The sequence below is a fragment of the Afipia sp. GW823-FHT06G09 genome, assembly GCF_058794875.1.
In genome coordinates, this window is record NZ_JBXAHF010000006.1 from 238,023 (window position 1) to 263,798 (window position 25,776).

21 protein-coding genes are annotated in these 25,776 nt (G+C 66.3%); 1 reads left to right on the forward strand and 20 read right to left on the reverse strand.

Annotated elements, in window-relative coordinates; genetic code table 11:
* Window positions 1-5: 5 nt before the first annotated feature.
* Window positions 6-512, reverse strand: coding sequence for an SOS response-associated peptidase family protein (locus tag AC1Q67_RS24145; RefSeq protein ID WP_024921644.1), 507 nt, complete (start codon window positions 510-512; stop codon window positions 6-8).
* Window positions 513-570: 58 nt separating this feature from the next.
* On the opposite strand from AC1Q67_RS24145, the gene AC1Q67_RS24150 reads away from it, so the two are divergent.
* A complete protein-coding gene (locus AC1Q67_RS24150; RefSeq protein ID WP_006023676.1) occupies window positions 571-1,161 on the forward strand; it encodes an SOS response-associated peptidase family protein in 591 nt (196 codons plus the stop codon).
* 7 nt (window positions 1,162-1,168) lie between these two features.
* On the opposite strand, the gene xth is transcribed toward AC1Q67_RS24150, so the two are convergent.
* The 19 genes from xth to AC1Q67_RS24245 all read right to left on the reverse strand — a co-directional run bounded on the left by xth (window position 1,169) and on the right by AC1Q67_RS24245 (window position 25,096).
* On the reverse strand, window positions 1,169-1,999 hold the full coding sequence (gene xth / locus AC1Q67_RS24155) for an exodeoxyribonuclease III (protein WP_006023677.1): 831 nt from the start codon (window positions 1,997-1,999) through the stop codon (window positions 1,169-1,171).
* Window positions 2,000-2,002: 3 nt separating this feature from the next.
* A complete protein-coding gene (ligD, locus tag AC1Q67_RS24160; RefSeq protein ID WP_006023678.1) occupies window positions 2,003-3,892 on the reverse strand; it encodes a DNA ligase D in 1,890 nt (629 codons plus the stop codon).
* 65 nt (window positions 3,893-3,957) lie between these two features.
* Complete coding sequence (locus AC1Q67_RS24165; RefSeq protein ID WP_006023679.1) at window positions 3,958-4,143, reverse strand: DUF3606 domain-containing protein; 186 nt, start codon at window positions 4,141-4,143, stop codon at window positions 3,958-3,960.
* Between the two features lie 127 nt (window positions 4,144-4,270).
* Window positions 4,271-7,543, reverse strand: a complete 3,273-nt coding sequence (locus AC1Q67_RS24170) for an error-prone DNA polymerase (protein WP_492237672.1) — start codon at window positions 7,541-7,543, stop codon at window positions 4,271-4,273.
* The gene (locus tag AC1Q67_RS24175; RefSeq protein WP_006023689.1) at window positions 7,540-9,063 is read right to left on the reverse strand and encodes a Y-family DNA polymerase; all 1,524 of its coding nucleotides are present in this window, start codon (window positions 9,061-9,063) and stop codon (window positions 7,540-7,542) included. The genes AC1Q67_RS24170 and AC1Q67_RS24175 overlap by 4 nt, the downstream gene beginning before the upstream one ends.
* The gene (locus tag AC1Q67_RS24180; protein ID WP_024921641.1) at window positions 8,978-9,730 is read right to left on the reverse strand and encodes an ImuA family protein; all 753 of its coding nucleotides are present in this window, start codon (window positions 9,728-9,730) and stop codon (window positions 8,978-8,980) included. Before AC1Q67_RS24180 ends, AC1Q67_RS24175 begins: the two co-directional genes overlap by 86 nt.
* Before the next feature lie 261 nt (window positions 9,731-9,991).
* On the reverse strand, window positions 9,992-10,285 hold the full coding sequence (locus tag AC1Q67_RS24185) for a type II toxin-antitoxin system RelE/ParE family toxin (RefSeq protein WP_006023691.1): 294 nt from the start codon (window positions 10,283-10,285) through the stop codon (window positions 9,992-9,994).
* Window positions 10,282-10,587: a type II toxin-antitoxin system RelB/DinJ family antitoxin gene (locus tag AC1Q67_RS24190; protein ID WP_006023692.1), complete on the reverse strand. Its 306-nt coding sequence runs from the start codon at window positions 10,585-10,587 to the stop codon at window positions 10,282-10,284. Before AC1Q67_RS24190 ends, AC1Q67_RS24185 begins: the two co-directional genes overlap by 4 nt.
* Before the next feature lie 78 nt (window positions 10,588-10,665).
* On the reverse strand, window positions 10,666-11,592 hold the full coding sequence (locus tag AC1Q67_RS24195) for an ArdC family protein (RefSeq protein WP_006023693.1): 927 nt from the start codon (window positions 11,590-11,592) through the stop codon (window positions 10,666-10,668).
* A 337-nt stretch (window positions 11,593-11,929) separates the two neighbouring features.
* A complete protein-coding gene (locus AC1Q67_RS24200; protein WP_006023694.1) occupies window positions 11,930-12,517 on the reverse strand; it encodes a hypothetical protein in 588 nt (195 codons plus the stop codon).
* 386 nt (window positions 12,518-12,903) lie between these two features.
* Complete coding sequence (locus AC1Q67_RS24205; RefSeq protein WP_006023695.1) at window positions 12,904-13,314, reverse strand: hypothetical protein; 411 nt, start codon at window positions 13,312-13,314, stop codon at window positions 12,904-12,906.
* Window positions 13,311-14,201: a DUF7007 domain-containing protein gene (locus AC1Q67_RS24210; protein WP_006023696.1), complete on the reverse strand. Its 891-nt coding sequence runs from the start codon at window positions 14,199-14,201 to the stop codon at window positions 13,311-13,313. The genes AC1Q67_RS24205 and AC1Q67_RS24210 overlap by 4 nt, the downstream gene beginning before the upstream one ends.
* A complete protein-coding gene (locus tag AC1Q67_RS24215) occupies window positions 14,198-14,674 on the reverse strand; it encodes a UCP036055 family protein (protein WP_006023697.1) in 477 nt (158 codons plus the stop codon). Before AC1Q67_RS24215 ends, AC1Q67_RS24210 begins: the two co-directional genes overlap by 4 nt.
* 87 nt (window positions 14,675-14,761) lie before the next feature.
* The gene (locus tag AC1Q67_RS24220; protein WP_492238172.1) at window positions 14,762-16,435 is read right to left on the reverse strand and encodes a ParB/RepB/Spo0J family partition protein; all 1,674 of its coding nucleotides are present in this window, start codon (window positions 16,433-16,435) and stop codon (window positions 14,762-14,764) included.
* 250 nt (window positions 16,436-16,685) lie between these two features.
* Window positions 16,686-21,785 carry a helicase-like domain-containing protein gene (locus AC1Q67_RS24225; protein WP_492238173.1) on the reverse strand — a complete coding sequence of 1,700 codons (5,100 nt, stop codon included), beginning with the start codon at window positions 21,783-21,785 and terminating at the stop codon, window positions 16,686-16,688.
* Window positions 21,786-21,954: 169 nt separating this feature from the next.
* Complete coding sequence (locus AC1Q67_RS24230) at window positions 21,955-22,560, reverse strand: DUF1419 domain-containing protein (RefSeq protein WP_006023700.1); 606 nt, start codon at window positions 22,558-22,560, stop codon at window positions 21,955-21,957.
* Between the two features lie 174 nt (window positions 22,561-22,734).
* A complete protein-coding gene (locus AC1Q67_RS24235) occupies window positions 22,735-23,502 on the reverse strand; it encodes a hypothetical protein (protein ID WP_006023701.1) in 768 nt (255 codons plus the stop codon).
* A 73-nt stretch (window positions 23,503-23,575) separates the two neighbouring features.
* Complete coding sequence (locus AC1Q67_RS24240; RefSeq protein WP_006023702.1) at window positions 23,576-23,965, reverse strand: hypothetical protein; 390 nt, start codon at window positions 23,963-23,965, stop codon at window positions 23,576-23,578.
* Window positions 23,966-24,172: 207 nt separating this feature from the next.
* Window positions 24,173-25,096, reverse strand: a complete 924-nt coding sequence (locus AC1Q67_RS24245) for a DUF3991 and toprim domain-containing protein (protein WP_024921637.1) — start codon at window positions 25,094-25,096, stop codon at window positions 24,173-24,175.
* Window positions 25,097-25,776 lie beyond the last annotated feature (680 nt).

The following is a 25,776-nucleotide window of genomic DNA, read 5'->3' on the forward strand; positions in this document are numbered from 1 at the left end:
CGTCGTCAAAGCGCGAGCATGGATTGGTCGCGGGCGTAGTGAAAACGAGAGACACGAAAGCTTCCGGCCGGCAGGGGACACAAGATGTCCGCCTCGGGGCGCATGGCATCGAGCCAGCCCATACGCTCATTTCGACGTAGCACCGCCATCTGGCGGTCGTGATAGGGCGCGATATCGCCGTTCGATTCGATGGTGATGATCGCATAGGCCTCGGGCCAGTCGCGCGTCGCCGGCCGCCAAATTCCGGCAAAATAAAACCAGTCACCATTCGCAAGCCTGAAGCTGTAGTCTTTACCATTGCTACGATGGCGAAACTCGGTGGCCGGGACGAGGCAACGATGATTGGGAAAGGTTCGCCCCTCGCCGCGTACGACGGTGCAGGGGCGTGCGCCGGTCTCGCCCGGCTTCAGGCCCCACGGCAGTTCGACCATCTCGACCTCGTCGCCGGAGCGTCGAACGATGACGCGGCGTTCGTCGAGTGGTGCATCAGAATTGAAGGCCTTCACGGTCATGGCATTTTAGAACATAATAGGAACACCACGCCAGTGCAATGCCAGGAAAGGGGGAGCGATGTGCAATGACTATCGGCTGATGGTGGATGTCGCCTCGATCGTCGAGGACTTCGCCGATCTCAAGATCAAAATCCGGTTCAGCGAAGGCTCGCCGAACATCGAGGCTCGCGAAGATATTAAAATCACCGACATGGGTCCGATCATCCGCCCGGTCGAAGGCGCGAGCGACGAAGCCGACCTGGTGCAGCGCCGGTGGAGCTGGCCCGGCCAGAACAAGCGGCCGGTCTATAATTTCCGCTCGGATGGTCGCGAGTTCACCAGCAACCGCTGTCTCATTGTTGCGGATGGGTTCTACGAGTTTACTGATCCGGCGGAAAAGGGAAAGAAGAAGAAGGACAAATGGCTTTTCACGAAGCGCGACGAGGCGATCTTCTGCATCGCTGGAATCTGGCGTGACACCAAGGATGTCGGAGAGGCCTACACGATGCTGACGATGGAGCCGGGGCCCGATATCAAGCCCTACCACGATCGGCAGATCGTCATTCTTGAACGCTCCGCGTGGGCTGACTGGCTCAATCCCGCGATCTCGGCGAAGTCGCTGATCAAGCCGCTGCCTGCGGGGACATTGTCTGTCGCACAGGTTGGTTGACGACGCCTCAAGCGCGGACGGGCGTCACGCGCCGACGGGGCGCTGCGCGCCTCGCGGATGTCGTCGCATCCGCAAGCTCGATCCAGACGGGGGCGTGATCGCTGCTCTTTTCCCATCCGCGTACCGCAACGTCGACCTGAGCGTCGACGAGGCGTTCGGCAAGCGGCGGGCTGAGCAGCAGATGATCGATGCGCAGCCCGGCATTTCGTGCAAACGCATTTCGAAAATAATCCCAGAAGGTGTAGATGGCCTCGTCGGGATGGAGCGTACGGAGCGCGTCGGTCCAACCTTGTTCGAGTAGCCGGAAATAGGCTGCGCGCGCTTCGGGAGCGAAGAGAGCGTCGTCGAGCCAGCGCTCGGGCTTGTAGACGTCGAGATCGGTCGGCATCACGTTGAAGTCGCCTGCGAGCATCACCGGCTGGCCCGTGGCGAGAAGTTCGCCGGCATGCGCGATCAACCGGTCGAACCAGCGAAGTTTGTAATCGAATTTCGGACCGGGCTTTGGATTGCCATTCGGCAGATAGAGTCCGCCGATCAGGATGCCGTTGACGGCTGCCTCGATATAGCGGCTGTGGCTGTCGTCGGGATCGCCGGGAAGGCCGCGGCGGGTTTCGTGGATCTGTCCGACGCGGCTGAGAATGGCGACGCCATTCCAGCTCTTCTGCCCCTGCCAGATCGCGTCGTAGCCGAGATCGCGGATCGGTTTGTCCGGAAATTTCTCCTGCGGCGCCTTCAGCTCTTGGAGGCAGACGATATCGGGTTGCGATTGTGCGAGCCATCGCAGGAGAACGGGGAGGCGGCCATTGATGCCATTGACGTTGTAGGTCGCGATTTTCATGGATTAGATATCGGGCAAAACTTGTTCGGCACGGCCCCAGCCTGCCAGGGTTTTGGAGCTCGTGCGGCGCACCAGCTCCGGTGCATCGCCGATGTGAAAATGCGCCGGCGAGTCGATGGTCTTCATCTCGCCCCAGCTTATCGGCGCGGCAACCGAGGCGCCGGCGCGCGTGCGGGCGCTGTAGGGCATGACCGCTGTCGCGCCGCGCTGGTTGCGCAGATAGTCGACGAAGATGCGCCCCTTGCGCCGGGACTTTGCAAGCGCCGCAGTGAAATGCTTCGGATCGTTCTGCGCGACCGCCTGCGCGAGGCGATAGGCGAAGTCCTTGACTTGCGGCCATTCGGCTTTCGGCGTGAGCGGCGCGATGACATGCACGCCCTTGCCGCCGGTCACCATCGGAAACGTCTCGAGGCCCATCGATTTCAGGATGTCGCGGAATTGGAAGGCAGCCTCGCGAACCGCCTCAAAATCGAGCCCTTCATCGGGGTCGAGATCGAAGATCAGCCGATCCGCCTTCTCGACATCTTCGATACGCGCGCCCCAGCCATGGAATTCGATCGTTCCCATCTGCACGCAGGTCATGAGCCCATCGGCATCGTCGATATAGAGATAGGGCTCTTCGTGGCCATCCTTCTCGACAATCCCAATGTGGTGAACCGTCTCGCCGAAGCTTCCGGCATCGTGCTTCTGGAAGAAGCATTGCTTTGCGCGGCCCTGTGGGCAGCGGACAAGGCTGATCGGCCGGCTGCCGATCCAGGGCAGCATGATCTCGGCGACAGCCGCATAGTGGTCGGCGAGCTGGCCTTTGGTGATATTGGCTTCCGGATAAATGACGCGGTCGCGGCTTGTGATGACGACCGTGCTTGTCGCCGGCGCCGGCAGTTCGGCGGCGTGATGCTCAGTCTCGAGCACGACGGCCTCGGGCTTCTTGTCCTCGCGCAGCCCGAGATAGCTGGGGTGCCGAAGCGTTCCCTCGTTGGTCATCTCGGTATAGGCGATCTCGGCCACGAGCCTCGGCCGCAGCCAATGCGCGCCGCGGACCTCGGCGCGTGGTGCCTCGACCGTCGCTGCCTTCTGTTCGAGTGGCGCCATGATCTTCATCAGGCGCGCGAGTTCGGCCGTATCGAAGCCCGTGCCGACCTTTCCGGCGTAGCGCAGCGTGCCGCCGTCATGGACGGCGAGAATGAGCGACCGGAAGGCGCGGCTCTTGTCGGACGGCGTCCAGCCGGCGATGACGAATTCCTGCCGCTTGATGCATTTGGTTTTCACCCAGCTGCCGGCGCGTGCGCCGACATATCGCGAGTTGGCGAGCTTAGAGACGACACCCTCGAGCCCGGCCGCACAAAAGCTCTTGAGCAGTCTCTCGCCGTTTCCCTGGATATGATCCGAGTAGCGGATGTGGGTGCCCTTCGCGGGAAGAATGTCCTTGAGCTTGGCTTTTCGCTTGAGAAGGGGAAGGCTGGTGAGATCATCCCCATTGAGTTCGAGCAGATCGAACGCGAAATAGTCGATGCTCGCCGGCGCGCCCTTCAGCGCGCCCTGCAGCTTCTGGAAATTCGAGCGCCCCTCGGGATCGAGCACGACCGCCTCGCCGTCAATCAGAGCAGAGCGGACCTTGAGCTTACGGGCATCGGAGAGAATCGAGGGAAAGCGGCCGGACCAGTCGAGGCCCGAACGGGTATAGGCACGCGCCTCGCCCCCGCCGACGGCGACGAGCGTGCGATAGCCGTCATATTTCATCTCGTGAATCCAGCGGTCGCCGGCCGGGACCGCGTCGACCAGCGTAGCGAGCTGAACGGGACGGAATGCCGGCGCCACCGCGGATGTTCGCGCCGACGAAGACTTCGTCTCGCGTGCGGTCGATCTTGCTTTTGTTTTGGGCGTCGTCGCCATAATCGAACGACCTGTCCTTTGATCGCGTAACTGTCCTGGATGAACAGCCTTTCGCCGCGCTGCGTTTATTTCTTCAGCTTTTCGGCGGCTGCGTTGAGTTTGTTGCGATCATTGCCGATCCGCTTGATCAGGCCCTCGGCTTGGTCCTTCGTGATGCCGTGCTTTTTGGCGAAATAACTGACTTCGTACCCTTCGCCGCCGGCGACGCGCCGACGGTCGGCATTGCCTCGTTTCGATTTGTCGTCGGCCATTTGCATCTCCCTGGGGCTGGATCGGTCCGTTGCGTTGATTTCCGATCCTTATGGTAATTGCAGCGGTATTGTTGATCGGCCCTCGAATGCTTTCAACTGTGAAACGGATTTAGTTTCGCGGCCGCCGCTAGTGGAAATTTCGCGTTTTCACCTTGATGGTGTCGATATGGAGGTCTGGCACATAGATGTCGCGCGTTCGCACCGCCCTCGGCGCCCGCTCGCGTGGATCGGGGGCCGAACCGCCGTTGCGGACCTGATCGCCGCGACCGTAAGGCAGCGGAAAGCTGGCCTCGCGCTCGCCGACGCTGGCCAGCTCGCCCGACAGGTCGACGATCCGCTGCGCGACCAGATGAACCACGTCGCCCTCGCGCTGGATGCGGCCGTGCACGGCGATCATGCTCGCCGCCATGATGGCGCGGCGATTGGTTTCGAAGACCTTCGGCCAGACGACGAGGTTGGCAATGCCTGTCTCGTCCTCCAATGTGATGAACATCACGCCCTTCGCTGACCCGGGCCGCTGGCGGACCAGGACGATGCCGGCTGCTTCGAGCCGGCGGCCGTCGCGCGATTCCATCGCCTCCGCGCAGGAGACGATGCGCCGACGATGCAGGTCGCTGCGAAGAAACGAGACCGGGTGACTGCGCAATGACAAGCCGACATGCCGGTAGTCTTCGACGACTTCGCCGCCCGTTTTCATCGATCGCAGCGCCACCGCGGGTTCGTTGAGCTCGGCGCTCGATCCGTGATCGCGCGCCGCGGCGGCCACGAATAACGGCAAAGGTTCGTCCCTGAGAGCCTTGATCGCCCACAGCGCCTCGCGCCGGGCGAGACCGAGGGCCGGCCGAAATGCATCTGCCTCGGCCAGGAGAACGAGTGCGGCTTGCGGCACGTCGGAGCGGCGCCAGAGGTCGTCGACCGAGGCGAAGGGTTTATCGGTGCGGGCCGCGAGGATCCGGGCGGCGTGGCCATTGGCGAGACCGCGAACCATCCGCAGGCCGAGCCTGACCGCAAAGCGGCTTTCGTCGCGGGTTGGCTCCAGCGTGCAATCCCAGCGCGAGGCCGTGACGCAGACCGGCCGTACCTCGATGCCATGCCCGATCGCGTCTCTTACGATCTGCGCCGGCGCATAAAAACCCATGGGCTGGCTGTTGAGCAAAGCCGCGCAGAAGACATCCGGATGCCAGCATTTCAGCCAGGCGCTCGCATAGGCGATCAACGCGAACGAAGCTGCATGACTTTCCGGGAATCCATACGAACCGAACCCTTCCAATTGGCGAAACGTCTGCTCAGCGAAATCGCGCTCGTATCCGTTGGCGACCATGCCGTCGATCAGTTTGGTCCTGAACGATGAGACCCCGCCCGTGAACTTGAACGTGGCCATCGATTTGCGCAGCATATCGGCTTCGCCGGGCGTGAAGCCCGCGCAGGTGATCGCCACCCGCATCGCTTGCTCTTGAAACAGGGGCACGCCCAAGGTTTTTCCGAGCACCTGTTCGAGCTCGGGCTTGGGATAATGGACGGGCTCGCGTCCTTCGCGGCGGCGAAGATAGGGATGGACCATATCGCCTTGGATCGGGCCAGGCCGAACGATCGCCACCTGGACGACAAGGTCGTAATAGGTTCGCGGCTTTAGGCGCGGAAGCATCGACATCTGCGCACGGCTTTCGATCTGAAACGTCCCGAGCGTATCGGCCTTCCTGATCATGGCGTAGGTACGAGGATCCTCGGCAGGAATCGTCGCAAGGTCGAGCTCGACGCCCTTGTGGTGCGCGAGCAGATCGAGACCCTTCTTCATGCAGGTGAGCATGCCCAAGGCGAGGACGTCGACCTTCATAAATCGCAACGCGTCGATATCGTCCTTGTCCCACTCGATGACCTGCCGGTCCTTCATGCTCGCCGGTTCGATCGGCACGAGATCGTCGAGCCGATCGTGGGTCAAGACAAAGCCGCCGGGGTGCTGTGAGAGATGTCGTGGCGCGCCCATGAGCTGGCGCGCGAGATCGAGCGTCAATCGCAGCCGTCGATCGGCAAGATTGAGGTTGAGCTCCTCGACATGGCGATTTTCAACGCCTTCCTCGGACCAGCCCCAAACCTGGCCGGAGAGCGACGAAATCAGATCTTCGGGCAGGCCGAGCGCCTTGCCGACATCGCGCAATGCGCCTTTCGTGCGATAACGGATCACGGTCGAGCACAGAGCGGCATGATCGCGGCCGTAGGTCTCGAACACCCACTGCATGACGATCTCTCGCCTTTCGTGTTCAAAATCGACGTCGATGTCGGGCGGCTCGCGGCGCTCTTCGCTGACGAAGCGCTCGAACAACAGGTCGTTGCGTCCGGGATCGATCGAGGTGATGCCGAGAACGTAGCAGACGGCGGAATTCGCGGCCGAGCCGCGTCCCTGGCACAGGATGTCGCGTGAGCGCGCGAACCTGACGATGCTGTTAACCGTCAGGAAATACGGCGCGTAGTCGAGTTTGTTGATGAGGCGCAGCTCGTGCTGGAGGACAGCGCGCACCTCGTCGGGCAGCCCTTCGGGATAGCGCGTCGCCGCGCCCTCCCAGGTGAGCTTTTCAAGCGTCTCCTGCGGCGAGAGCGAAGGATCGTCGCGCTCCTCCGGATATTGATAGGCGAGCTCGTCGAGCGAAAAACGGCAGCGATCGGCGATTTCAAGCGTGCGCGCCAAAGCGTCGGAGTAACGCGTGAAGAGGCGATGCATCTCCTCGGGCGGCTTGAGAAAGCGATCGGCATGCCGCTCGCGCCGATCGCCGAGCGCGTCGATCGTGACGTTGTGCCGGATGCATGTGACAACGTCCTGCAGGATCCGGCGATCGGGCGCGTGGAAGAGGACGTCATTGGTCACGACGGTTCGGACCTTCGCGGCCGCAGCGGCGTTCGAGAGCGCGTGAAGCCGCAGTTGATCGTTCGGCCGGCGCCGGAGCGTGAGCGCCATATAGGCGCGATCGGCGAATGCGTCGTGCAGCTGGCGCAGGTGCAATCGGCAATCATCATCGGCCGTGTCCGGCACGAGCACCACGATGAGGCCCTCGCCGTAAGCAACGACATCGGCCCATCCGAGGCTGCACTTGCCCTTGCCGGCGCGTCGCTTGCCTAGCGAGAGCAATCGGCAGAGCCGCGAATAAGCGGACCGGTCGCTCGGATAGACCAAGAGCGACATGCCGTCGGAGAGATCGAGGCGGCAGCCGACGATCAGGCGCACGCCGGTTGCCTTCGAAGCTTCGTGTGCGCGCACGATGCCGGCGAGGCTGTTGCGGTCGACGATCGCGAGCGCCTCGATGCCCTGCACCGCCGCCTGGGCGAAGAGCTCGTCGGCCGAGGAGGCTCCGCGCAGGAAGCTGAAGTGCGATGTCGTTTGCAACTCGACATAGCGATGGGTGCTCATCCGAACACCCCGTGCATGAACCAGCGATGCGATCCGGTCGCAGCGTCTTCGCCGTCGCCGGCGCGATACACCCAATATCGCTCGCCGGCCTCGTCCTCGAGCCGGAAATAGTCGCGCACCGCGACGAGTTCGGCATCACGCTTCCACCATTCGCCGAACACGCGCTCGGGCCCGTCGGCCCGTCGCACACGGCGGCGGATACCACGCCAGGTAAAAGTGACCGGCGGATGGTCGGGCAAGAGCGCGACGGTCTCAATCGGCTCGGGGCGCGGCAGCAGGCGGGCCGGTCGCGGCCAATGGCCCGGCCAGGTGGCGCCGGTATCGGGCGCCATCGCAGGAATTCGAGCGACGGCCCGCTCGGGCACGTCGCTCGATAGCGGCGCCGCGCGGTAGATGGCGCGCTCACCGACGCGGTTGGCCAGCGTGTCGATCAGGTCAGACACATCGGGGATGGCCTCTTCGATGAGCGCGCTGACGGTCTGCTTGCGGACCAATGGTTCGGCGATGCTTGCGACGAGGGTCAGGACTTCAATGCCGAAGCCGGGATCGATCGTCTCGATCCTGTCGCACAAGAGGCGGGTGAGGCGCTTCGCGTCGCGAACGGGCACAGCCATGCCGACGCGGATTGCCTGGCGCTGGTTGTCGACGCGCCGCAGATGAAGATCTAGCCGTCGCGCACCGAGGTCGATTTCCTCAAGGCGTTCGCACAGCGCGACGACGAGCTTGCTGATGTAACGCGCGATGGTCTCGGCGGCGCCGATCGGTTCGGCAAAACTGCGCCGGACCTCGATGAGATCGGCCGGCCGAACCGGATCGATCGGCTCCGCCGCCGCGCCGATCGCCTGATCGAGCCGCCGCCCGAGCTCGGGACCGAAACGAAGCGTCAGCGGCGCACGCGGCTGCAATAGGAGGTCCCCGATCCACTCGAAGCCGAGCACACGCAGATCGTGGGTCGTGGCGGCGGGCAGGCGCAGCGCTTCCAGCGGCAACGGCGAGACCGTCGCCGGCCCATGCCCGGGTGCTGCCACGAAAGCTGGCTGCGCGAGATAGCGGGCGAAGGCGTGCGCGGCGCCCCAGCTGTCGGCGACGGCGGCCCGCGCGGCGATGCCGGACATGGCAAGGCGCCCGACGAGCGCATCGAGCATCGCCTCTTCACCGCCATGGAGATGGTCGGCGCCCGTGGTGTCGATCACGATGCCGTCGTCGCCATCCACCGCGACGATGGGGGCAAAGCGTTGCAGCACCCATAAGGCGAGGCGCTCGAGCGCCTCGAAATCTGCGACCGGATCGGCATCCTGGATGAGCAAGTCCCGTACGAGGACCTGCGCCTTCGCGACCGCCATGCCAGGCCGCAGGCCGGCCGCTCGCGCGGCGGCATCCGCCGACACCACCACGCGCCGGCTTCCTTCCCGGCCGATCAGGATGAGCGGGGCCTCAAGCGGAGGCGCCGCGTCGCCGCCCTTCCGCCGCAGCCGGTCGGTCGACCAGCTCGGCAGGAAGAGCGAGGCAACCCGTGTCATCGCAAGCCTCCAACTCGAAATCTGCACTCTCGCCCGCGCGGGCGCGGATCAATTCGACGAGCCATCGATGACGGCCCACACCGGGAACCGGAAGCGGCGACGAGGGCAACACCGAAATTCTCCAGCGCGTCATGGCTGCGGTCGGTTGCCCGAAATCGGCTGCCTCGGTCTGGCGCCGCCAGCGCCGGAGCGCGATACCGATCGTACCGGCTCCTTCAGCGGCGAGTTGGAGTCGCCGTGACGCAGTCATCGAGAGACGCGCGACCTCGCCAACGACGGCGCCCAGTCCGCCATGACGAAGACCCTCCTCCATGCAGGCGAGAAGCGACTTGTCGTCACCCGCCTCGACGTAGATCACCCTGTCGGGCGGCAAACCTGCCTGGGCAAGTGCGGGCGCGAAAAGGTCTGGGCGCGTGATACACCACAGGACCTTGCCTTTCGTCCGCGCTGCGACGCCGCCGGCGAAGAGGGCTGCGGCCGCGCCGTCAACGGCGCCGAATCCGCCGCCCGCCACCTCGTGCAGAGCGCCGAGTGCCAGCCCTCCGCCGGGAAGTCGTGAGTCCACCTCGGCGATTCCGAATGGAAGCACCGATTTCGCGCGCGGGGTTCGACCCTCGATCTTCTCGATTTGCGCGCGCAACGACTCTATGGCGGGCTGCGGCCGCACGTTGATCCTTGACCTCCTGCGATGGCTCTTGCATCATGTTCTCTATTTGTTCTGTGTTGTTGGGGCGAGAGTCAAGAGCGGTTGAGCGAATCGCGTCTGAGGTGAGGCGATCGGGACGCGAGAAGGGCTTTGCCTTTGCGGGCGGGGCTGAGAAAATCGCCGGTGTTCGTTCATCCAGAAGCATGATGTCGCCGCGGCTGCCCTACGATCTGCCTCGCAGCCTCCAACTGCCACCCCAGAAAAAGGGGTGATGATGCCGGCTCAGCCTTGCGGCAGCTCATCCGGCCATCTTTGGGCGCCGTGCAGGACGCGCAGAATTCGGATCGTCTCAGCGGTCACGGCGTAGGCTGCCACATAGGGCGTGCCGGTGATGACGAGCTCGCGCGTGCCGGCGACGCGGCCGGGACGGCCGCTCTCCGGAAAGTCGACCAAGCGGCGCGCTGCGGTGGCGATCCGCTCGTCGACGGCGATCGCCGCGCGCGGATTGTCCGCTTCGATATGGGTGAAGATGCCGTCGCGATCGGCGAGCGCGAAGGCCGACCAGACGAGTTTCACGATCCGCCGGCGGCCTTGCGCCGGGCGTCCGCGCGGCGCGCGGCGAAATGGGTCTCGGCCTGCTCGTCAGGCACGTCGGGGCGCGTATCCTGCAGCGCATCCTGCACCTTCATCCGGAACCAGGCGTCATGCGCCTCGCTGTTGGTGACGAGTTCCAGCGGAAGCGCGCCTTCATTGGCGGTTCGGGTGAGCAGGATGCGCACGGCGTCCGACACCGTGAGCCCTATGCCCTCGAGCACGGCGGACGCGCGGTCTCGTACGTCAGCGTCGATTCGGGTCTGGACAAGCGCATTTGTGGCCATGATCGCCTCCTTTCCAAGGAAATGTAATGCAATTGAATGACGAATGCCAGCCCCAGTCAAAGGCTGGATCGGAGAGCATCAGGCCGCCTCCGGCACAGTCACCGCCTGCGGCTGCAGACCATGCAGATAGGCGCAGGCCCGCTGCGCGTGCGCGGCGGCCGAGAAGATGAAGCGCCTGTCGTTGGCGAGGACCGCGAGCCAGGATGCGAGGTAGCTCGCATGATCGGCGCGCGGCTCAAGCTCGGGGACGATACCGAGATCGGCGCTGACGAAGCAAGCGCCCAGATCCGCGATCAGCTCTTCGCGAGCGCGTTCACTGCGGTCGCTATGATAGCGCGAGAGATCCCGGTTGAGCCGGTGCTCCGCGCCTGCCCAGTGCACCGTCTCATGCGCCAGCGTGGCGTAGTAGCTTTCCGGGTCGCGGAACGAGTCGAAGGGCGGCATCTGAATGAGATCGAGCGATGGCGCGAAGAACGCTTTGTCGCCGCCGTGCCGGATGACGGCGCCGGTGTTGGCAAAGAATGCGTCGGCATGGGCGATGCGCTGCGCCGGCGCTGCGGGCGCCGCCGGCCGGGCGTAGAAGCGCTCCGGCAGGCCCTCGATCTGGTCGACGCAAAACACGGCGTAGGCGCGCAGAAACGGAATCGCGCGCTCCACCTCGTCGCCATGCTCGTCGGTCTCCGTTCTCGTGAACCGATTGGCGTAGACGACGGTCGTGCCGGTCTCACCCTTCCGGACATTGCCGCCGAGCTCGAGGGCCTGCTTGAACGTCATCCAGATCGGCGAGGCGAAGCCGCGCGCCACGGCCTCCGACCAGAGCAGTACGACATTGATGCCCTGATAGGGCAGGCCGTTGTGGCGCAGGGGCCGCGTGATGCGTCCGGCGCCGTTCGCGGCGCTCCACGGCTGAATCCACGGGCGAACACCGCGTTCCAGGTCGGCGACGATGCGATCTGTGATCCGCGCATAGACGTCGACGCGGGACTTTGTTTCCTTACCAGTCATGATTCGAACCTCCGTTGGAGGCCGCGCCCATCGCGGCCCGTCACGGCGGTCCGCCGCGGAGGCCCGCACGGCCGCGCATCCGGTTGAGGTTCATGAGCGAGATGACTGGCGACGCGCCGGACCGGAACGTCAGTGGAGGACGGCCACGCCGTTGCGCTGCCGCGCAGGCCGGAGCATGGACCGAAAGCCGAGACGGGCGGCGATGGCCGCCCGCATTTCTCCTTTCCGCCCTTCTTTTCGCGTCCGCGCTGCGCGACATGAAAAAAGCCGGTCCCGAAGGACCGGCCGGAATTGGTCGGAGAGGAAGAAAGGCGGGGCCGAAGCCCCGCCGGCGGCATCACTCGAATGCCGCCATCTGGACCTCGGCCGCCTTGCGGCTGACGGTCTCGCCGGGATGCTCGGGCTGACGCTCGAACGGCTTCCAGCTCTCGCCGACGACGTGCTCGTAAGCGGCGATCGCGCCTTCGGCCGCCATGCGCAGGGCGTGCGCCTGCACCCCGACTTCGGCGGCGAACTCGCGCTTGCGCTGGGCCGCGGAGTCGAAGCCGACGGGTCCGTCGAGGTCCTCGTCGCGGGCGTCGTTGGCCAATCGCGCCGTCGCCTCGCGGGCGTCGGTCACGGCCCGGCTGTAGAACTGCCCGGCGCCGTGGGCGGAGCCGACATAGGAGCCGACGATTCGCTGCAGGTGGATCTGCATGGCGCGTTCGCTGAGGCCCTCGCCGAGCACGTCCGCAGTCTCGGTGATGAGCCGCTGATGCAGATCGCGGATGCCGTCACTGTCGAGGATGGTGAGACCGAAGCTCTCGGCGATGCGGGTGGCCTGCGCTGCGTCGGGGCAGACGAGCCGGATCATTTCGACCGTGGTGCCGCGGCGAAGCTGGACAACGCGGGCGCTGGGGCGGGATGCGCGAGCGGTCTTGGTCATGGGAGTGTCCTTTCCTGGTTGCGCCGTCGGGGTCGATCCGGCCCCTGCCGGACCCCCTTCGGGTGCGGTCGCCCGGCGCCGCCGGCACGAGGGCCGCTTCAAGACCCGGAAGCCGCCAGGCGAGCGAGGTCCGGTTGCGGACAAGCGGGGCTCCAGCCCTGCGCAGGCCGCGGCCGGGCCTTGTCGAGATTGGCGGGCTCCGGCCGCTTGCGGCTTGGTCTTGAAGCGGACCGCCGGGGGCGCAGACCGCAGCAAACCCGAGGGGCGGGCCGACAGGGTGCGGGCCGGGTTGGCGATGCCGGAAAGGATGGACCTGGCCACGCCGATCACCACGCTCACGACACGCCGTGCCGCTTGCATGCGCATGGCGATGACGCGCGATGCGGCTAGATCAGCCCGCCGCGCTGCTCTCCCGGCCGACAAGCGCGCCTGCCATCCTCGACAGCGGCGGCGTCTGCCGGCTGTGCCGGCCTTGACCCGCATGGCCCGGCGCCGCAGCGTTCACGCAATGCCTCGATCGCCGCATCCTGCCGGGCGAGCTTGCGCGACAGGGCGTCGATCTCGGGCTGGCGCTCGGCCGTGATGGCGGCGAGGTTCGAGCGGTAGCGCTCGAGGAACGCGCTCGGATCGGCGGGCTTGCCGTGGCGATATGCGGCACGCTTGCGACCGAGCTGTGGAATCAGCGCCGTCATGCGACGGATGATCTGCCGGTCGATCATGTCGAGCTGGCGCTGCGTCTGGCGGCGCGCCTCTTCCATGCGCGAGAGCTGCGCGATGCGTTGCGGGGAAGCTGTCATCGCGCCCTCCCCTGCCAGCCGATGAAGCTCGACGGGCCGGAATGGACCGGATGACGCGCCTCATCGACGACGAAGCCGAAGCGTCCGACCTGGTACTCGCCGGACGGCACGAGGAAGCGCCGTTCCTCGGTGCCCGCACCGCGGCGGCCGCCGGGCGTGGCGACGACTTCGACAAAGCCCGGCTGCTGATCCGATGTAATCGCCGATACGACGATCCAGTCGTCGGCGTGCCGCTGCTCGAAGGCGCGGCGATCCTTTTCAAGAGACTCGCCGGGCTGAAGGATCGTGCCGAAGATCGCTTCCCAGGCGTCCGGCCAGCTATCCTTGATCGTGCGCTCGGCGCAGCGCCGCTCATAGCTGGTGAAGAGATGCGGGAAGGTGAGCGCGACGATCGCCCAGCCTGCATCTTCCTCGTACCAGCCGCCGCGCGACCGCAGCATGGAATGGACCTTGCGATTGCGCTCGGCCGAGAGGTGGAAGCCGCCATGACCGGCGGTCGAATGGCAGACGACACCCTCGGCATAGAGGGCCGCGCCCTGCGAGCGGCCCCACGGCGTATTCGCCGTGGAGCCGATCTCGCGGCGGCCGAGCGCGCGCTTCTCGCGCTGATGCTCCGCGTTTTCCGCGACCTTGCAGCGGAACGCCACCTCGTCGGCGAGCTCGCCGGCATGACCGTAAAAGTCGGATCGCTTCCATTCGGCCATCGGCCGGCCGATGCGCCAGCCGGTGGCGAGATAGTGCCGGCCATCGCGCGCCGGCAGCATGGCGAAGGCGGTGTCGGCGACACAGGCGACGAGAATGCCCTCTGCTGTGCGGCCGAACGCGATCGGCGGAAATGCGGTCGCAGAATCCGCGATCATCGTGGTGGAGGGTGCGGTCGTGCTCATGCGGCCGTCCTCCCCTCCACGACGGCGGCGGCAACCTCGTCGGCCGAGATCTCGCGCAGCACAGCGTTCGGGTAGCCATGCCGCGTCAGCCACTCCTGCGCGTCGCCGCGATGGCTGGCGAGATAGACCAGCTCGCCGTCGTCGCCCGGCCGGTCGAGCACCTGGACCGAACCGACCTTCGGTCGTTCGGTGACGACGAACTTCAGACTGCTGTCGACCGAAAACGTCCGGTGGACACGGAGCACCACGACGCCGGCGCTGCCATAGTCGCCTGCATGCAAGGTGATGCTTGCGCCGATGACCGTATTGCCGGCCCGGCGCTCGGCCTGCTTGCGGATGAGGCGACCAGCGCTGTTGTTGTTCTCCCAGGCGGAGAACTTCCTGCGATGGCGTTCCGGCGGGCGCGGCGCGCCGTCGGAGAAGCGAATGATCGAGCCAAGCGGCGCGAGGTCATAAATCAACTGTGCGGACATGATGTCCTCCTTTGCGGATGGTGGAAATGAAGCCGCCGCCGGCATGGGCCGGCGGCGGCGGTCGTTCGGGAGAGAAGAAGGTCGGCGCTATTCCGCGGCTTCGCGGAAGGCCTCGTCGTCAGCGGCTTCGCCGCCATCCTCGCTGTCTTCGATCGGCTCGTCGGACTCGTCGTCTTCGGCGACGGCGTTCGACGCGATCCAGCTCAGGAGCGCGGTCCTGTCCGGGGCGAACAACGCGGCCGGATGGACGAAGCGGCCCTCCTTGAAGTGCTCGACCAGGGCGGCCCGCGTGTCCTTCACCTTCTGGCGCGGCAGGACCGGCGTATCCTTGCACGAGCCCTCCAGCGCGACGCGCGACAGGCACGACAGGAAGTCGTCACTGCCCATATTCGGCAGGAAGTTGTCGGCGCCGACGACATCGCCGGCGACGCGCGCGACGATGCCGCTGTCGGTACGGTTCTCCCGGCACGACAGCACCTCGGCGAGGATCGACCGTGCCGCGACGCGGAGCGCGTCGTTGTCGAGCACGAGCTGACCTTCCTGATCGAACAGGTTCACCGCATGGCGAGCGATCCGGCGATTGCCGTAATAGGTCCCGGCGCTGGCGGACGCGACGGAGACGTTCTGACCGGCGAAGGCGAGGATCAGCAGCGCCATCAGCGCATCGTCCTCGATCGGCGCACGGGCGAGCGCCTCATGCAGCGCGTCGGTGCGGAAGTCGCCGATCATCTCGACGCCCTTGCGCGTCACGTCCGGACGCGGCTTCGAGATCGCGCCGGTCTCATCCGCCGCATCAGTGCCGGCGGACGCGCCCTTGCCCTTCGGCTTCTTCGCCGTGGGCATGCGGTAATGCACCGTCTGCACGCGGCCGTCGCGGTCGAGATACATGGCCGTGCAATCGCTCTTCGACGGCTTGCCATAGACGCGCTCGGCCTTCGGCGGCAGCTTCACCTCGCCATAGTTCGTCGCCTCGGCGATGATGCCCTTCTTCGGCAGGTTCGCCGCCATCCACTCCTGCTGCGCGCCGAGGAAGGCCTCGACGTCCGTCGTGTAGCGGCTATCCTCATCGGCCGGCGCGAACAGGTCCTCGACCCACTGGATGCCGTAGGCCTGGGCGAGGTCGTCGCCGAAGCTCGCATGACGTGCGTACATGCGGGCCTTGGTCAGCGCCTGCGCGACGCTCCACCACGACACCTGCGGATCGGCCTTGGACGGCTTGTGCTTCTTCCAGACCTCCTTCTGCTCGTCGGGCGAGGCCGACGCGATCGTGCGGAGCTGGCGCTCGTCGGGCATGTCGCCCTTGGCCATATGATCGAGCATCGCTGGCAGCACATTTGCGAGCAGGCGGAGCTTCCTGACCTGCCGCACCGGCAGCGTAAGGGCGACGCCGATCGCCTCTTCCGTCCAGCCGAGCGCAACAAGGCGTTCGATCGCGCGCCACTGATCGACCGGGTTCAGCGGCTCGCGCGCGATGTTCTCGACAAAGGAGCGCATGGCGCCGTTGTCGTTCGCGGCGTCATCGACGAGCACGTCGATTTCCTCGAGGCCCGCGGCGATGGCGAGGCGCACGCGGCGCCGGCCGGCGTTGATGAGGAAGCCGTTGCCGCCATCGGCCTGCTGCGACACGACGGGCGGCTGCACGATGCCGACGGCCTTGATCGAGGCCAGCAACAGCGCGTCGGCCTGCGGCGTCGACTTGGTCTGGCGCGAATGGTCGGGATTCTCGACGAGCGCGCGCGGATCGACTTTCAAGAGATACATGGGATGCTCCTTTTCGGGGTTGGCGGACCGCGCCTCGCGGCCCTTCCTCGTCTTCTTTCCGAAGACACCCCCCGGCCCGCGGAGCGGTCGGGCCGGCACAACTGCGGCCGAGCAGCCCTGCCCGGCCGGACGAGCGGGGCTAACAGCCCTGCGAAGGACGACGGGCCGGGCTCGCGCAGGCGGCGGTTGAGCTCAAGCGTTGCCGGCCTGGCCGATCTGCGAGCGGGCCTTTCTCATCACCTTTTCATCTTCATGCCGCGGCGGCCTGTTCGCGGCCTCCCTCAACATCGCTCGCCAGGGCTTCCTCCACCTCCGCCAATTGCCGGCGCTTTTCTGCCAGCTCAACGGCGAAGGCGAAATTGCCGTTGTCGCGCGACTGGTAAGAGGCGAGCCTGCGGCGGGCGTCGGCGAGGCGCTGGCGGTAGCGCTCGCGTTCACCTTCAAAATCGTCGAGCGCATGCTCGAGACGCGAGATCGCGCCGAGCGGCGTCACCGTGACCGGAAGCTCGATCTCGTATTCCGATCCGGTGCGGAGCAGCATGGTGCCGTAGCGATAGCCGTCGCGGCCGAAGCGCTCGCCGGAATATTCGAGATCGAAGCCGCCGATCGATGCGATGATGCTCTCGCCCTCCTGCTGAAGCTGGACGAGGGTCAGGATTTCCTTCATCAGCGCGCGGCCGGCCTCCTTGCGCTCGACATGGCGCTTGCCGGCGATTATCGCCGCGAAGGCCTCGCCGCTCGTCGGTGTGAGGCGCTCAATATCCTCGCCGATCTCGGCGATGCGCCGCATGCAGAACTCGATGTCACGCTCGGCGTCGCGGAGCTGGCGGCGCACCGCATGCTGGTCGTCGATGTGGGCGGCGCGGAGCCGTTCGAGCCGCGCGATGTCGGCTTCGAGTCCGGCCTTGAGCATCAGACGCTGGTCGCCCGATGCGATCGCCTTCGCCATCGCGAACTGGTTGGCCTGGCCTTCGCCGAGGTCCTCCAGACGGCGGATCGAGGTGTCGCCCGACAGCGCGGCCGCGATGAAGCGGGCCTTGCGCTCATTGTTCTGCCACATCGTGGCATCGAGTGAGCCTTCGGTCGCATAGGCGAAGATGTCGATGACGTCGTGCTGATTGCCCTGGCGCTCGATCCGCCCCTCGCGCTGGGCGATCTGCGAGGGGAGCCAGGGCACGTCGAGGTGATGCAGTGCCTTCAGGCGGAGCTGCGCGTTGACGCCGGTGCCCATCGTGTCGGAGGAGCCGATCAGGAAGCGGACCTTGCCGGCGCGCACGTCGCCGAACAGGCGCTGCTTCGCCTCCGACTTCTTGTAGTCCTGCATGAAGGCGATTTCGCCTGGCGGCACGCCCATGCGGACGAGCTCGTCCCTGATCCAGCGATAGGCCGAGAATCCGCGACTCTTCTCCACGGAGATCGTCCCGAGATCGGCGAAGATCATCTGCGCGGCGCCGGGCAGCTCATAGGGCTTGCCGTCGGCACGCACGTAGGCGTCAGCGGCCGTTTCGTGCCAGATGCGCAGCGCGTTGCCGATCATCAGGTTCAGCTTGTTGTCCGCCTCGTCGTCGTTGTCCGGGTCGACCAGGCGAAGGTCGATCGCGGCATGGCGGCCGTCGGTGATGACGGAGAGCAAGATGTCGTCGCCCGGCTCCGGCGGACGGTCGCGCATCTCGATCGCCTTGATGCGCGCATCGAGCTGGAGCTGGTAGCGCTTGAACGCCGGCGTCGGCTTCGCCGTCACGATCTGGCGCTTGCCGGTCGAGATCGCCGGAATCTTCACGTAACGGCGCAGGTCCTCCGGCATCACCACGTCGGCGAAGGACCGGAACATGGCGATCAGCTCGGGGACGTTGACGAAAGTCGCGAAGCGCGTGACCGGCTTATATCTACCGGAGGGCTGAAGCTCGAGCTCGGTCGAGACGTCGCCGAAGGTCGAGGCCCAGGCGTCGAACTCGTGCAAGCCGCGCTCGCGGAGGGCGGCGTAGCCGAGATAGCGCTGCACCGAATACATTTCGCCGAGCGTGTTCGTGATCGGCGTGCCCGACGCAAGCACAAGCGCGCGGCCGGGATTTTTCGTCTCGATGAAGCGGGACTTCACATAGAGGTCCCAGGCGCGCTGCGAGCCGTTGGGATCGACGCCCTTCAGCGTCGACATATTCGTGGCGAAGGACAGCTTGCGGAATTCCTGCGCCTCGTCGACGATGATCTGGTCGACGCCGATCTCCGAGATGGTGAGGAGATCGTCCTTGCGCGTGGCGAGCGACTCCAGGCGCTCCTTCAACCCCTCCTTCAGCCGCTCGAGACGCTTGCGCGAGACGCGGTCATCGCTCTCGACCTTGGTCAGCAGTGTCTCGTAGAGCTCCAGCTCGTCCTGGATCATCTGCTGCTCGAAAGCCGACGGCACGCCGATGAAGCGAAAGGCCGAGTGCGTGATGATGATGGCGTCCCAGGTCGCGGTCGCCGCCCGCGACAAGAATCTGGCGCGCTTATCCTTGCTGAAGTTGGTCTCGTCGGCGACGAGGATGCGGGCGTTCGGATAGAGCGCCAGAAATTCGCGCGCGGCCTGCGCCAGGCAATGGCCGGGCACGACGAGCATCGCCTTAGCGATCAGGCCGAGCCGGCGCTGCTCCATGATGGCGGCCGCCATCGTCATGGTCTTGCCGGCGCCGACGGCGTGGACGAGGTAGGTCGCGCCCGCGGCGATGATGCGCCAGATGCCGCGCTTCTGATGATCGTAGAGGACGAAGGCGCCGGATGCGCCCGGCAGCTTCAGATGCGAGCCGTCGAAGGCGCGCGGCACAATGTTGTTGAAGCGATCATTATAGACCCGCGCCAGCCGATCCGTGCGATCCGGATCGCTCCAGATCCAGGTCTGGAACGCGGTCTTGATCTTCTGAAGCTTCTCCTTCGCCGCCTCGGTGTCGACGACGTTGAGGACGCGGCGCTCGCTGTCGCCGTCTCTGATCGTGTCGAAGATCTGCGGCACGGACGAATTGAGCGCGTCGGAGAGAAGCTGGCCGGCGTGCCGCCGGTCGGTGCCCCATTCCGACGTGCCGGCGGCGATCCAGCCGAGCTGGCGGGCCTCGACCGTCCACGACGCCAGTTCCGGCGTGTGGTGGATCTTGATGTCCGCGCCCATCGTCTCCTTGACGAAGGCCATGATGTCGTCGGCCGGAATCCACGGCGCGCCGAGCCGCGCCGTGATGTCCGAGGGCCGAAGATCGGCAGGCTGCACATCGCGCAGCGCCGCGACATTGCGCTCATAGGCCGGATCGAGAGCCGCCGCGGCCTCGGCCGCGACGAGCTTCGAGCGGACCGCGCCGGAGAGATAGGCGTCGGCGCTCTGCCAGGAGCCGTCCGACGGATCGCGGAAGATGGCGCTGCCGAGCTCGGCAATCACGTCCTCGACATCGCGATGCAGCAGCTCCGCGATATGGTCGGGATCGACATGGCCGCGCTCGTTGAGCACGACGGCCAGCGCATCGACCGCGCTGGTGATGACGGGCGGCGCCGGCGGCGCGATCACGCGCTCGGTGAAGATCGGGCCCGGCCGCGCCGTATCGGATTCGAGGTCGTAGTCCTCGATCGACGCCACGAGCCAACAATCGGGATCGTCGAGAAAGGGCTGCAGATTGGGACGGCGATGCGTCTCGCGGACCTCGCCCGTTTCCGGGTCCTCCGTCGTGGAGACGACGGTCGCGTTGATCGGGCCGAAGCTGCGCACGAAATTCGACCAGGCGATCCGCAGCCTGACCTGCGCGTCCCTCCACGGCCGGTCGAGCTCCTGGCACTTCAGAACCTCTCGCACGGCCTCGCGGATCGGGATCAGCTTGCTGATGATGCGGACGTGCTTTTCCGGAACGCCCTCGGCGCTGCGGCCCTTGCGCACCGCGACGGCGACGGGACCGCCGTCGAGGACCTGCATCAGGCCGTGCCGATTATCGAGGAGGTAGCTTCCCTCCCGCGCCGTAAGACCCGTAGCGCCTGTCGTCTGCGTGGACGACACCTCGTCTTCCGCCTCGAAGTCGATCGGCTCCGGCTCGCCGTCATAGAGAGCGGCGGGAAGGCGAGCGACCGCGGCGGGGAGCGCGGTCGCGAGGTCGTCGCCTTCATTCGGCATACAGGTGTAGGTCTCGCCGAAGGGGCCGGAGGTCAGCGCATGTGCGCCGAGCACCATGTCGGGATGGCTGGCGAACCAGCGATTGACGCGAATGGCGCCCTCGTCCGCAGTCGCGTCGCGCACCTCCTCGAGATCGAGCCAGGACAGGTCGCCTTCGGCTTCGCCATGCTTGCGCCGGCGAAAGAACAGGATGTCGACCACGACGTCGGTGCCTGCGTCGGCGCGGAAGCTGCCTTCGGGCAGCCGGACCGCACCGACGAGATCGGCGTGCTTCGCGATCTCGTCGCGCGCGCCGGCATCGGCCTTGTCCATCGTGCCATGCGACGTGACGAAGGCTGCGAGAGCGCCCGGCTTCAGCAGCCGGATCGCCTTGACGATGAAGTAATCGTGGAGTCGCAGGCCGAGCGAGCGTAGCGCGCGATCCGAGCGCACGGTTCGATCGGAGAAGGGCGGGTTGCCGATGACAAGATCGAACCGCGGCGGCAGCTCCGTGCGCGTGAAGTCGCCGGTGACGATGCGAGCGCGCGGCTGCAGGAGCCGGGCGATGCGCGCCGTGACGGGATCGAGCTCGACGCCGGTGACATGGCTAACGTCGCGCAGCGCCTCCGGCATGAGCGCGGGAAACAGGCCGTTGCCGATGCCGGGCTCGAGCACGCGGCCGCCGCGCCAGCCGAGCCGCTGCACGCCCGCCCAGATGGCGCGGACGATGAACTCGGGAGTGAAATGGGCGTATTGCGTGCAGCGCGCCAGCGAGGCGTAATCGGCATCGTCGACGGCGTCCTGCAACTCGGCGCCGATCTCGTCCCAGCCTTTCGTGAAGCCGGTCTCGCCCGGGCGGCGGAAGACGCCATTGGCGAGCTCAGAGGCGCCGAAGCCAGTGAAGCGTATCAGCCGTTCCTGCTCGTCGCGCGTAGCGGGCCGTTCATCGGCCTCGATCTCTGCAGCGAGCCGCACGGCCGCGATGCTGTCGCGGGCGCGCTGCTTCCAGCCCCTGGCCAGGCCGCGGTCGCCGGCGAGATGAAAATTGGCGCCCCGCTTGCGTGAACCGGGTCGAGCGGGCCGCGCCGATGCGGCCGCCGGCGCCGCGGGGGACGGCGGCGGCGGCGGATCATCGTCGGGATCGTCATCGCCGGTGATGTCGGCAGCGAAGGCGGTGACGCCGAGGCCGAGGCCCGACGAAAGCGCCGTGTTTCCGAAGAGGTCGAGGGTGAAAGGGTCGTCCTGCGCCATTGGGAAAGTCCTTCTGCTGGGCGCGCGCGACCGCGCCGCCGCCGCGGAGGGCGGCGGACGGCACGGCGTTGCGGGATTGACGGGAGAGCCGGCGCGATCGGCCGGCTGCGGAAATGCGAAGCCCGGCATGCGGCCGGGCTGTTCGCAGGTCGAAGAGGACGGCGCGGGGCTAGGCCGCGATCGTCTCGGGCAGATGCCGGAGCTGAACCGGCAGCTTCGCCGCGATCTCGGCGTCGCTGAGTTCGTCGAGGAGCTTCAGCACGGTGCCGTGCCCGCCGGCATAGACGAGCACCGTGCGGCGGCCGCGCATGGAGGCGGGCCAGCGTTCGCCGGCATAGCCGCGATAGTCGTCATGCGTGCTCGACCAGATGTGCTCGAGCCGCTCCTCGCGCGTCATGGCGCGGACCGGCCGCGACTCGCGCTCGATGATCGCGGCCTTCATCCGATCGGGCGACGCGCGATCGGAGAGGTCGCAATAGCCGTGAAACCAGCGCTGGCGACCGTCGATGACGAGTGCGAAGAAGATGCTGGTCACGCTGTCCGTCATGAACTCGCGCAGCGCGAACAGATCGCCGCGCATGAACAGCGGCGGCAGGATCTCGAGCATGTAATCATGCTCGGCCTCGGCGATCTCGAACCACTCTCCGGCGAAGAGCTGCGCGCAGTCGCCTGCGCTGTATGCGGGATCACCGCGATGGCGATTGAACATGCGGTACATCTCACGGCGCGTGGCGACGCCCTGGAAGACCTTGCGGATTGTCGGGACGGCGTGCATGGCGGCTCCTTTCAGCCTTGCGGGCCGAAGCGCGAGCGATCGCCTGATCCCTCATCATTTCAGCCCTTCATCACGCCTTTCCGCGGGCCGCCTCTCCGGTCCGGCGGGTCAAGGGCCGCGGCACGCGGGCGAAGCCTCCCTTGACGCGCCGGCCGGGCATGCGGCATCGCGCCTTCATTCCTCTTCTTTCCTCCCTTCTTTTTGCTCCTCCGCGAGACGCCGCTCGGCATTGCCGATCGCGCCGAGCGCGGCCTTGAAGAGCGCCGAGCCTCGTTCCTCCGCGAGATCCGTGGCGGCCACGGCGGCGAGGCTCGCGGCGTGGATGTCGTCGTCGCTCACCGCATCCGGCGACAGGCGCGTCAGCGCACCGTCAAAGGCGATGATCTCGCCGATCATCGTGCGCACTTCGGCTTCGTCGAAACGCAGGAGCACATGGCTGGGCGGCGCGGCCGCCGCGGCAGCTTCGTCGCGGAATTGCGCGATCATCTCGTCGGTCGCGCAGGATCGGATCGCGTCGGCGGTGATGAGGGTGGCCATGCCGCCGAATCCGTCCGGACGCATCCGCGAGCAGGTGAACGCCGACGTCACGACAATTTCCCCGAGCGTTGGCGATCGCCGCACGATGTCCTGGAAGATCGTCGCCCATGACGTCATGGATAGGTCGAGCTCGATGTGGGTGTCGGCATCGGCGGTCTCCGCCAGGCGCTCTGCGGCGATGGAGTCGAGAACGCAGTCGACGCCGGCCGAATCCCGGTGCGCGGCGCGCAGCTCGGCTGCGTCGACCTCGATGCACTCGGCGGGGCTTTCCTCGGCGAAGAAATAGAGCCCGTCGCCATCAGGCTCGGCCTCGAAGATATGCGAGAGCACGAGCCGCTCGAGCGGCGTCATGTCGGGGTTGGAAATCGTCGTCTGCACGACGGTCGGCACGAAGTAGCTGGCCATGTCGGCCTCCTGAAAATGACAAAGCCCGGCAGGGCCGGGCGTGATTGCGGGGATGGTGGATGCCGGCGCCGGATCAGTCCGGATCGCGGGCGCCGGCGAGGATGGCTTCGGCCTTGGCGATCGCGGACACGGCGCGGTCCTGCCAATAGGCGCGATCCGACGCCTCGGCGCCGCTCAGCACCTTCACCAGGCCGAGCAGCACCTCGAAGTGATCGGCCTTGCGCTGCACGGTCTCGCGATAGTGCGATGGGACCAGCACGGACGGGCCCCTATAGGCGCTGTCGCGGCCTTCCCAGACGCCGGTGACATAGGTCTCGCCGGCGGTCTCGTAGTCGTGCTTCTCGTTGTCCCAGTCGTCGTCCTCGACGGCGAGCCGGCAGGCCTCGGCGAGGCTCTCCGCCTCGTAATTGCGCTGCCGATAGACCGGCAGGCGATAGGTGGTTTCGATCGTGAAGATGGGCATCGGAGTCGTCCTTCCCTTCGGGTGTTGAAGACACCCTCGGGGCGGCCGCCTCTCCGGTCCGGCGGGTCAAGGGCCGCTGGCCAAGCGGGCGAAGCCCCCCTTGACGCGCCGGCCGGGCATGCGGCAGCGACGCCATTGCCTCTTTCCGCCGATACCCTCTTGCCCGCTTCGTCGACCCTTCGAGCGGTAGGGTTGAGAGCGGGTCGGTCAGCCGGCGGCCGCAAGCGGCTCAGCGAGCCGGGCGAGCAGCAGGTTCAGGTCCTCGTTCCAATCGCCGGCGCGCGGTCGCGCGCGTGCATAGGTCGCGCTCGTCTGGACCGCGATCGCCTGGACGCGCTCGGCATAGACATCACCCTGGCGATTGTTGTCGGTCGCCGCGACGAGATGCGTGTTCGGCCGTGCCGCTAAGCGGCGGATCGCATCCTCGCTCGCAGGAGACCAGCCGCCGCCGGTGCTGACGTAGAGCGTATCGGGCCGCATGACCTGGATCGCGGCGAGACTCATGGCATCGATCGCCGCTTCAGTGATGCAGACGCGCGCGGCGGCCGACGGGCCGAGCCGGAACAGCTCTTTGGCCCCGCCGGTCGCATATCCGCGCCATTGGGGGCCGCGCTCCTCCCAGCCGACCACGATGCCGTTCTCGCTGCGATGAGCCGCCCACATGCTGCCATGCGGCCCCTCGCGGACCATGCCTTGGCCGACCGCCACGGCGACGATCGTATCGGGAAGCCCGCGTGTCTCGGTGAGATAGCGCCAGGTCGCCGAGCCCGACCGCGGGAGACTCCGACGCGCCCAGCGGTCGGCGATGGAGCTAAGCGGGGAGGACCGGACCTCGCGCTGCCACGCGAGCGGGGTGGGCACGAACCCGACCAGGGACGCGACCCATGCGCAGGCTTCGGGAAAGCCCTGCGCACCGAGATGCTCGGCGAGATCAAACACGTCGCCTTTCGCGGTCGACAACGGGTCAAACCAGCCGCGATCGTTGTGAATGACGATAATGATATTGGCATCGCGGCGGAATTTCATGGCGCGCCGCGTGCTCTCCTTTAGATCGATTTTCCAGCCGTCCTGTTGAAGCAGCGCGGCGCAACCGACCTTGCTTCGCAGTTCTTCGATTTCCTTTTTCTCCATCGCCTTCACCGGGCGCGCATCGCACATACCCCGGTCCTTTCTTCGGTTGACCTGCCTCGCCTTATCCCGAGGGCACGGCGCCCGTCTGCCGCGAAGCGTGCCGGATGCAAGGGCGCGCTGGCAAGCCGTCGCGGCCCGAGATCTCGACCGCGGCGAAGCCTCCCTTGCATCCAGCAACGCGCCAGCGGCATCGATCACCAATTCGAAAAAACAGGCACCACGTACTTTGCCGGCAACCTGCGCTCTGGTCGGAATTGGCATGCGGAATGAGAAGCCGAGATCAGCGAAGCCCGGCGGCCTTTTGGGTGGACGCGAGCGAACGGGCGTCTGGTGTGGTGGCGAAGTCGGCGAACGCGGTAGGTCCGTCTTGCGGCCTATATGCGCTCTCGCTCGCCAGCGGCGGCGACGGAGATCACACACAATCGACGAATTCAAGTTTCAGACTCATCGGACGACGCGAACGCTCCTTGCCTGGCAATCGATGGTTTACCGAAATTGATCTAGAAGCCGAGCGAACGAACGGTTATGAGTCGAGTGGGGCAGTACGCGCTGCCCTGGGGCGTCGAAACCCCTGCTAGCGGTTGGTGCCGGCCGACACGGCACCGCACTCCTTGACCTTATGGTCGGGGAGCCTGTGGCGTATGCAACAGGTTCACCCGAACTAAAGGCCACAGGGCCGT

Excerpts from the sequence above, each read along its gene's own strand:
- AC1Q67_RS24145 (WP_024921644.1), bottom strand. The coding sequence starts at position 512 with ATGACCGTGAAGGCCTTCAATTCTGATGCACCACTCGACGAACGCCGC.
- AC1Q67_RS24150 (WP_006023676.1), top strand. The coding sequence starts at position 571 with ATGTGCAATGACTATCGGCTGATGGTGGATGTCGCCTCGATCGTCGAG.
- xth (WP_006023677.1), bottom strand. The coding sequence starts at position 1,999 with ATGAAAATCGCGACCTACAACGTCAATGGCATCAATGGCCGCCTCCCC.
- ligD (WP_006023678.1), bottom strand. The coding sequence starts at position 3,892 with ATGGCGACGACGCCCAAAACAAAAGCAAGATCGACCGCACGCGAGACG.
- AC1Q67_RS24165 (WP_006023679.1), bottom strand. The coding sequence starts at position 4,143 with ATGGCCGACGACAAATCGAAACGAGGCAATGCCGACCGTCGGCGCGTC.
- AC1Q67_RS24170 (WP_492237672.1), bottom strand. The coding sequence starts at position 7,543 with ATGAGCACCCATCGCTATGTCGAGTTGCAAACGACATCGCACTTCAGC.
- AC1Q67_RS24175 (WP_006023689.1), bottom strand. The coding sequence starts at position 9,063 with ATGACACGGGTTGCCTCGCTCTTCCTGCCGAGCTGGTCGACCGACCGG.
- AC1Q67_RS24190 (WP_006023692.1), bottom strand. The coding sequence starts at position 10,587 with ATGGCCACAAATGCGCTTGTCCAGACCCGAATCGACGCTGACGTACGA.
- AC1Q67_RS24195 (WP_006023693.1), bottom strand. The coding sequence starts at position 11,592 with ATGACTGGTAAGGAAACAAAGTCCCGCGTCGACGTCTATGCGCGGATC.
- AC1Q67_RS24200 (WP_006023694.1), bottom strand. The coding sequence starts at position 12,517 with ATGACCAAGACCGCTCGCGCATCCCGCCCCAGCGCCCGCGTTGTCCAG.
- AC1Q67_RS24205 (WP_006023695.1), bottom strand. The coding sequence starts at position 13,314 with ATGACAGCTTCCCCGCAACGCATCGCGCAGCTCTCGCGCATGGAAGAG.
- AC1Q67_RS24210 (WP_006023696.1), bottom strand. The coding sequence starts at position 14,201 with ATGAGCACGACCGCACCCTCCACCACGATGATCGCGGATTCTGCGACC.
- AC1Q67_RS24215 (WP_006023697.1), bottom strand. The coding sequence starts at position 14,674 with ATGTCCGCACAGTTGATTTATGACCTCGCGCCGCTTGGCTCGATCATT.
- AC1Q67_RS24220 (WP_492238172.1), bottom strand. The coding sequence starts at position 16,435 with ATGTATCTCTTGAAAGTCGATCCGCGCGCGCTCGTCGAGAATCCCGAC.
- AC1Q67_RS24225 (WP_492238173.1), bottom strand. The coding sequence starts at position 21,785 with ATGGCGCAGGACGACCCTTTCACCCTCGACCTCTTCGGAAACACGGCG.
- AC1Q67_RS24230 (WP_006023700.1), bottom strand. The coding sequence starts at position 22,560 with ATGCACGCCGTCCCGACAATCCGCAAGGTCTTCCAGGGCGTCGCCACG.
- AC1Q67_RS24235 (WP_006023701.1), bottom strand. The coding sequence starts at position 23,502 with ATGGCCAGCTACTTCGTGCCGACCGTCGTGCAGACGACGATTTCCAAC.
- AC1Q67_RS24240 (WP_006023702.1), bottom strand. The coding sequence starts at position 23,965 with ATGCCCATCTTCACGATCGAAACCACCTATCGCCTGCCGGTCTATCGG.
- AC1Q67_RS24245 (WP_024921637.1), bottom strand. The coding sequence starts at position 25,096 with ATGGAGAAAAAGGAAATCGAAGAACTGCGAAGCAAGGTCGGTTGCGCC.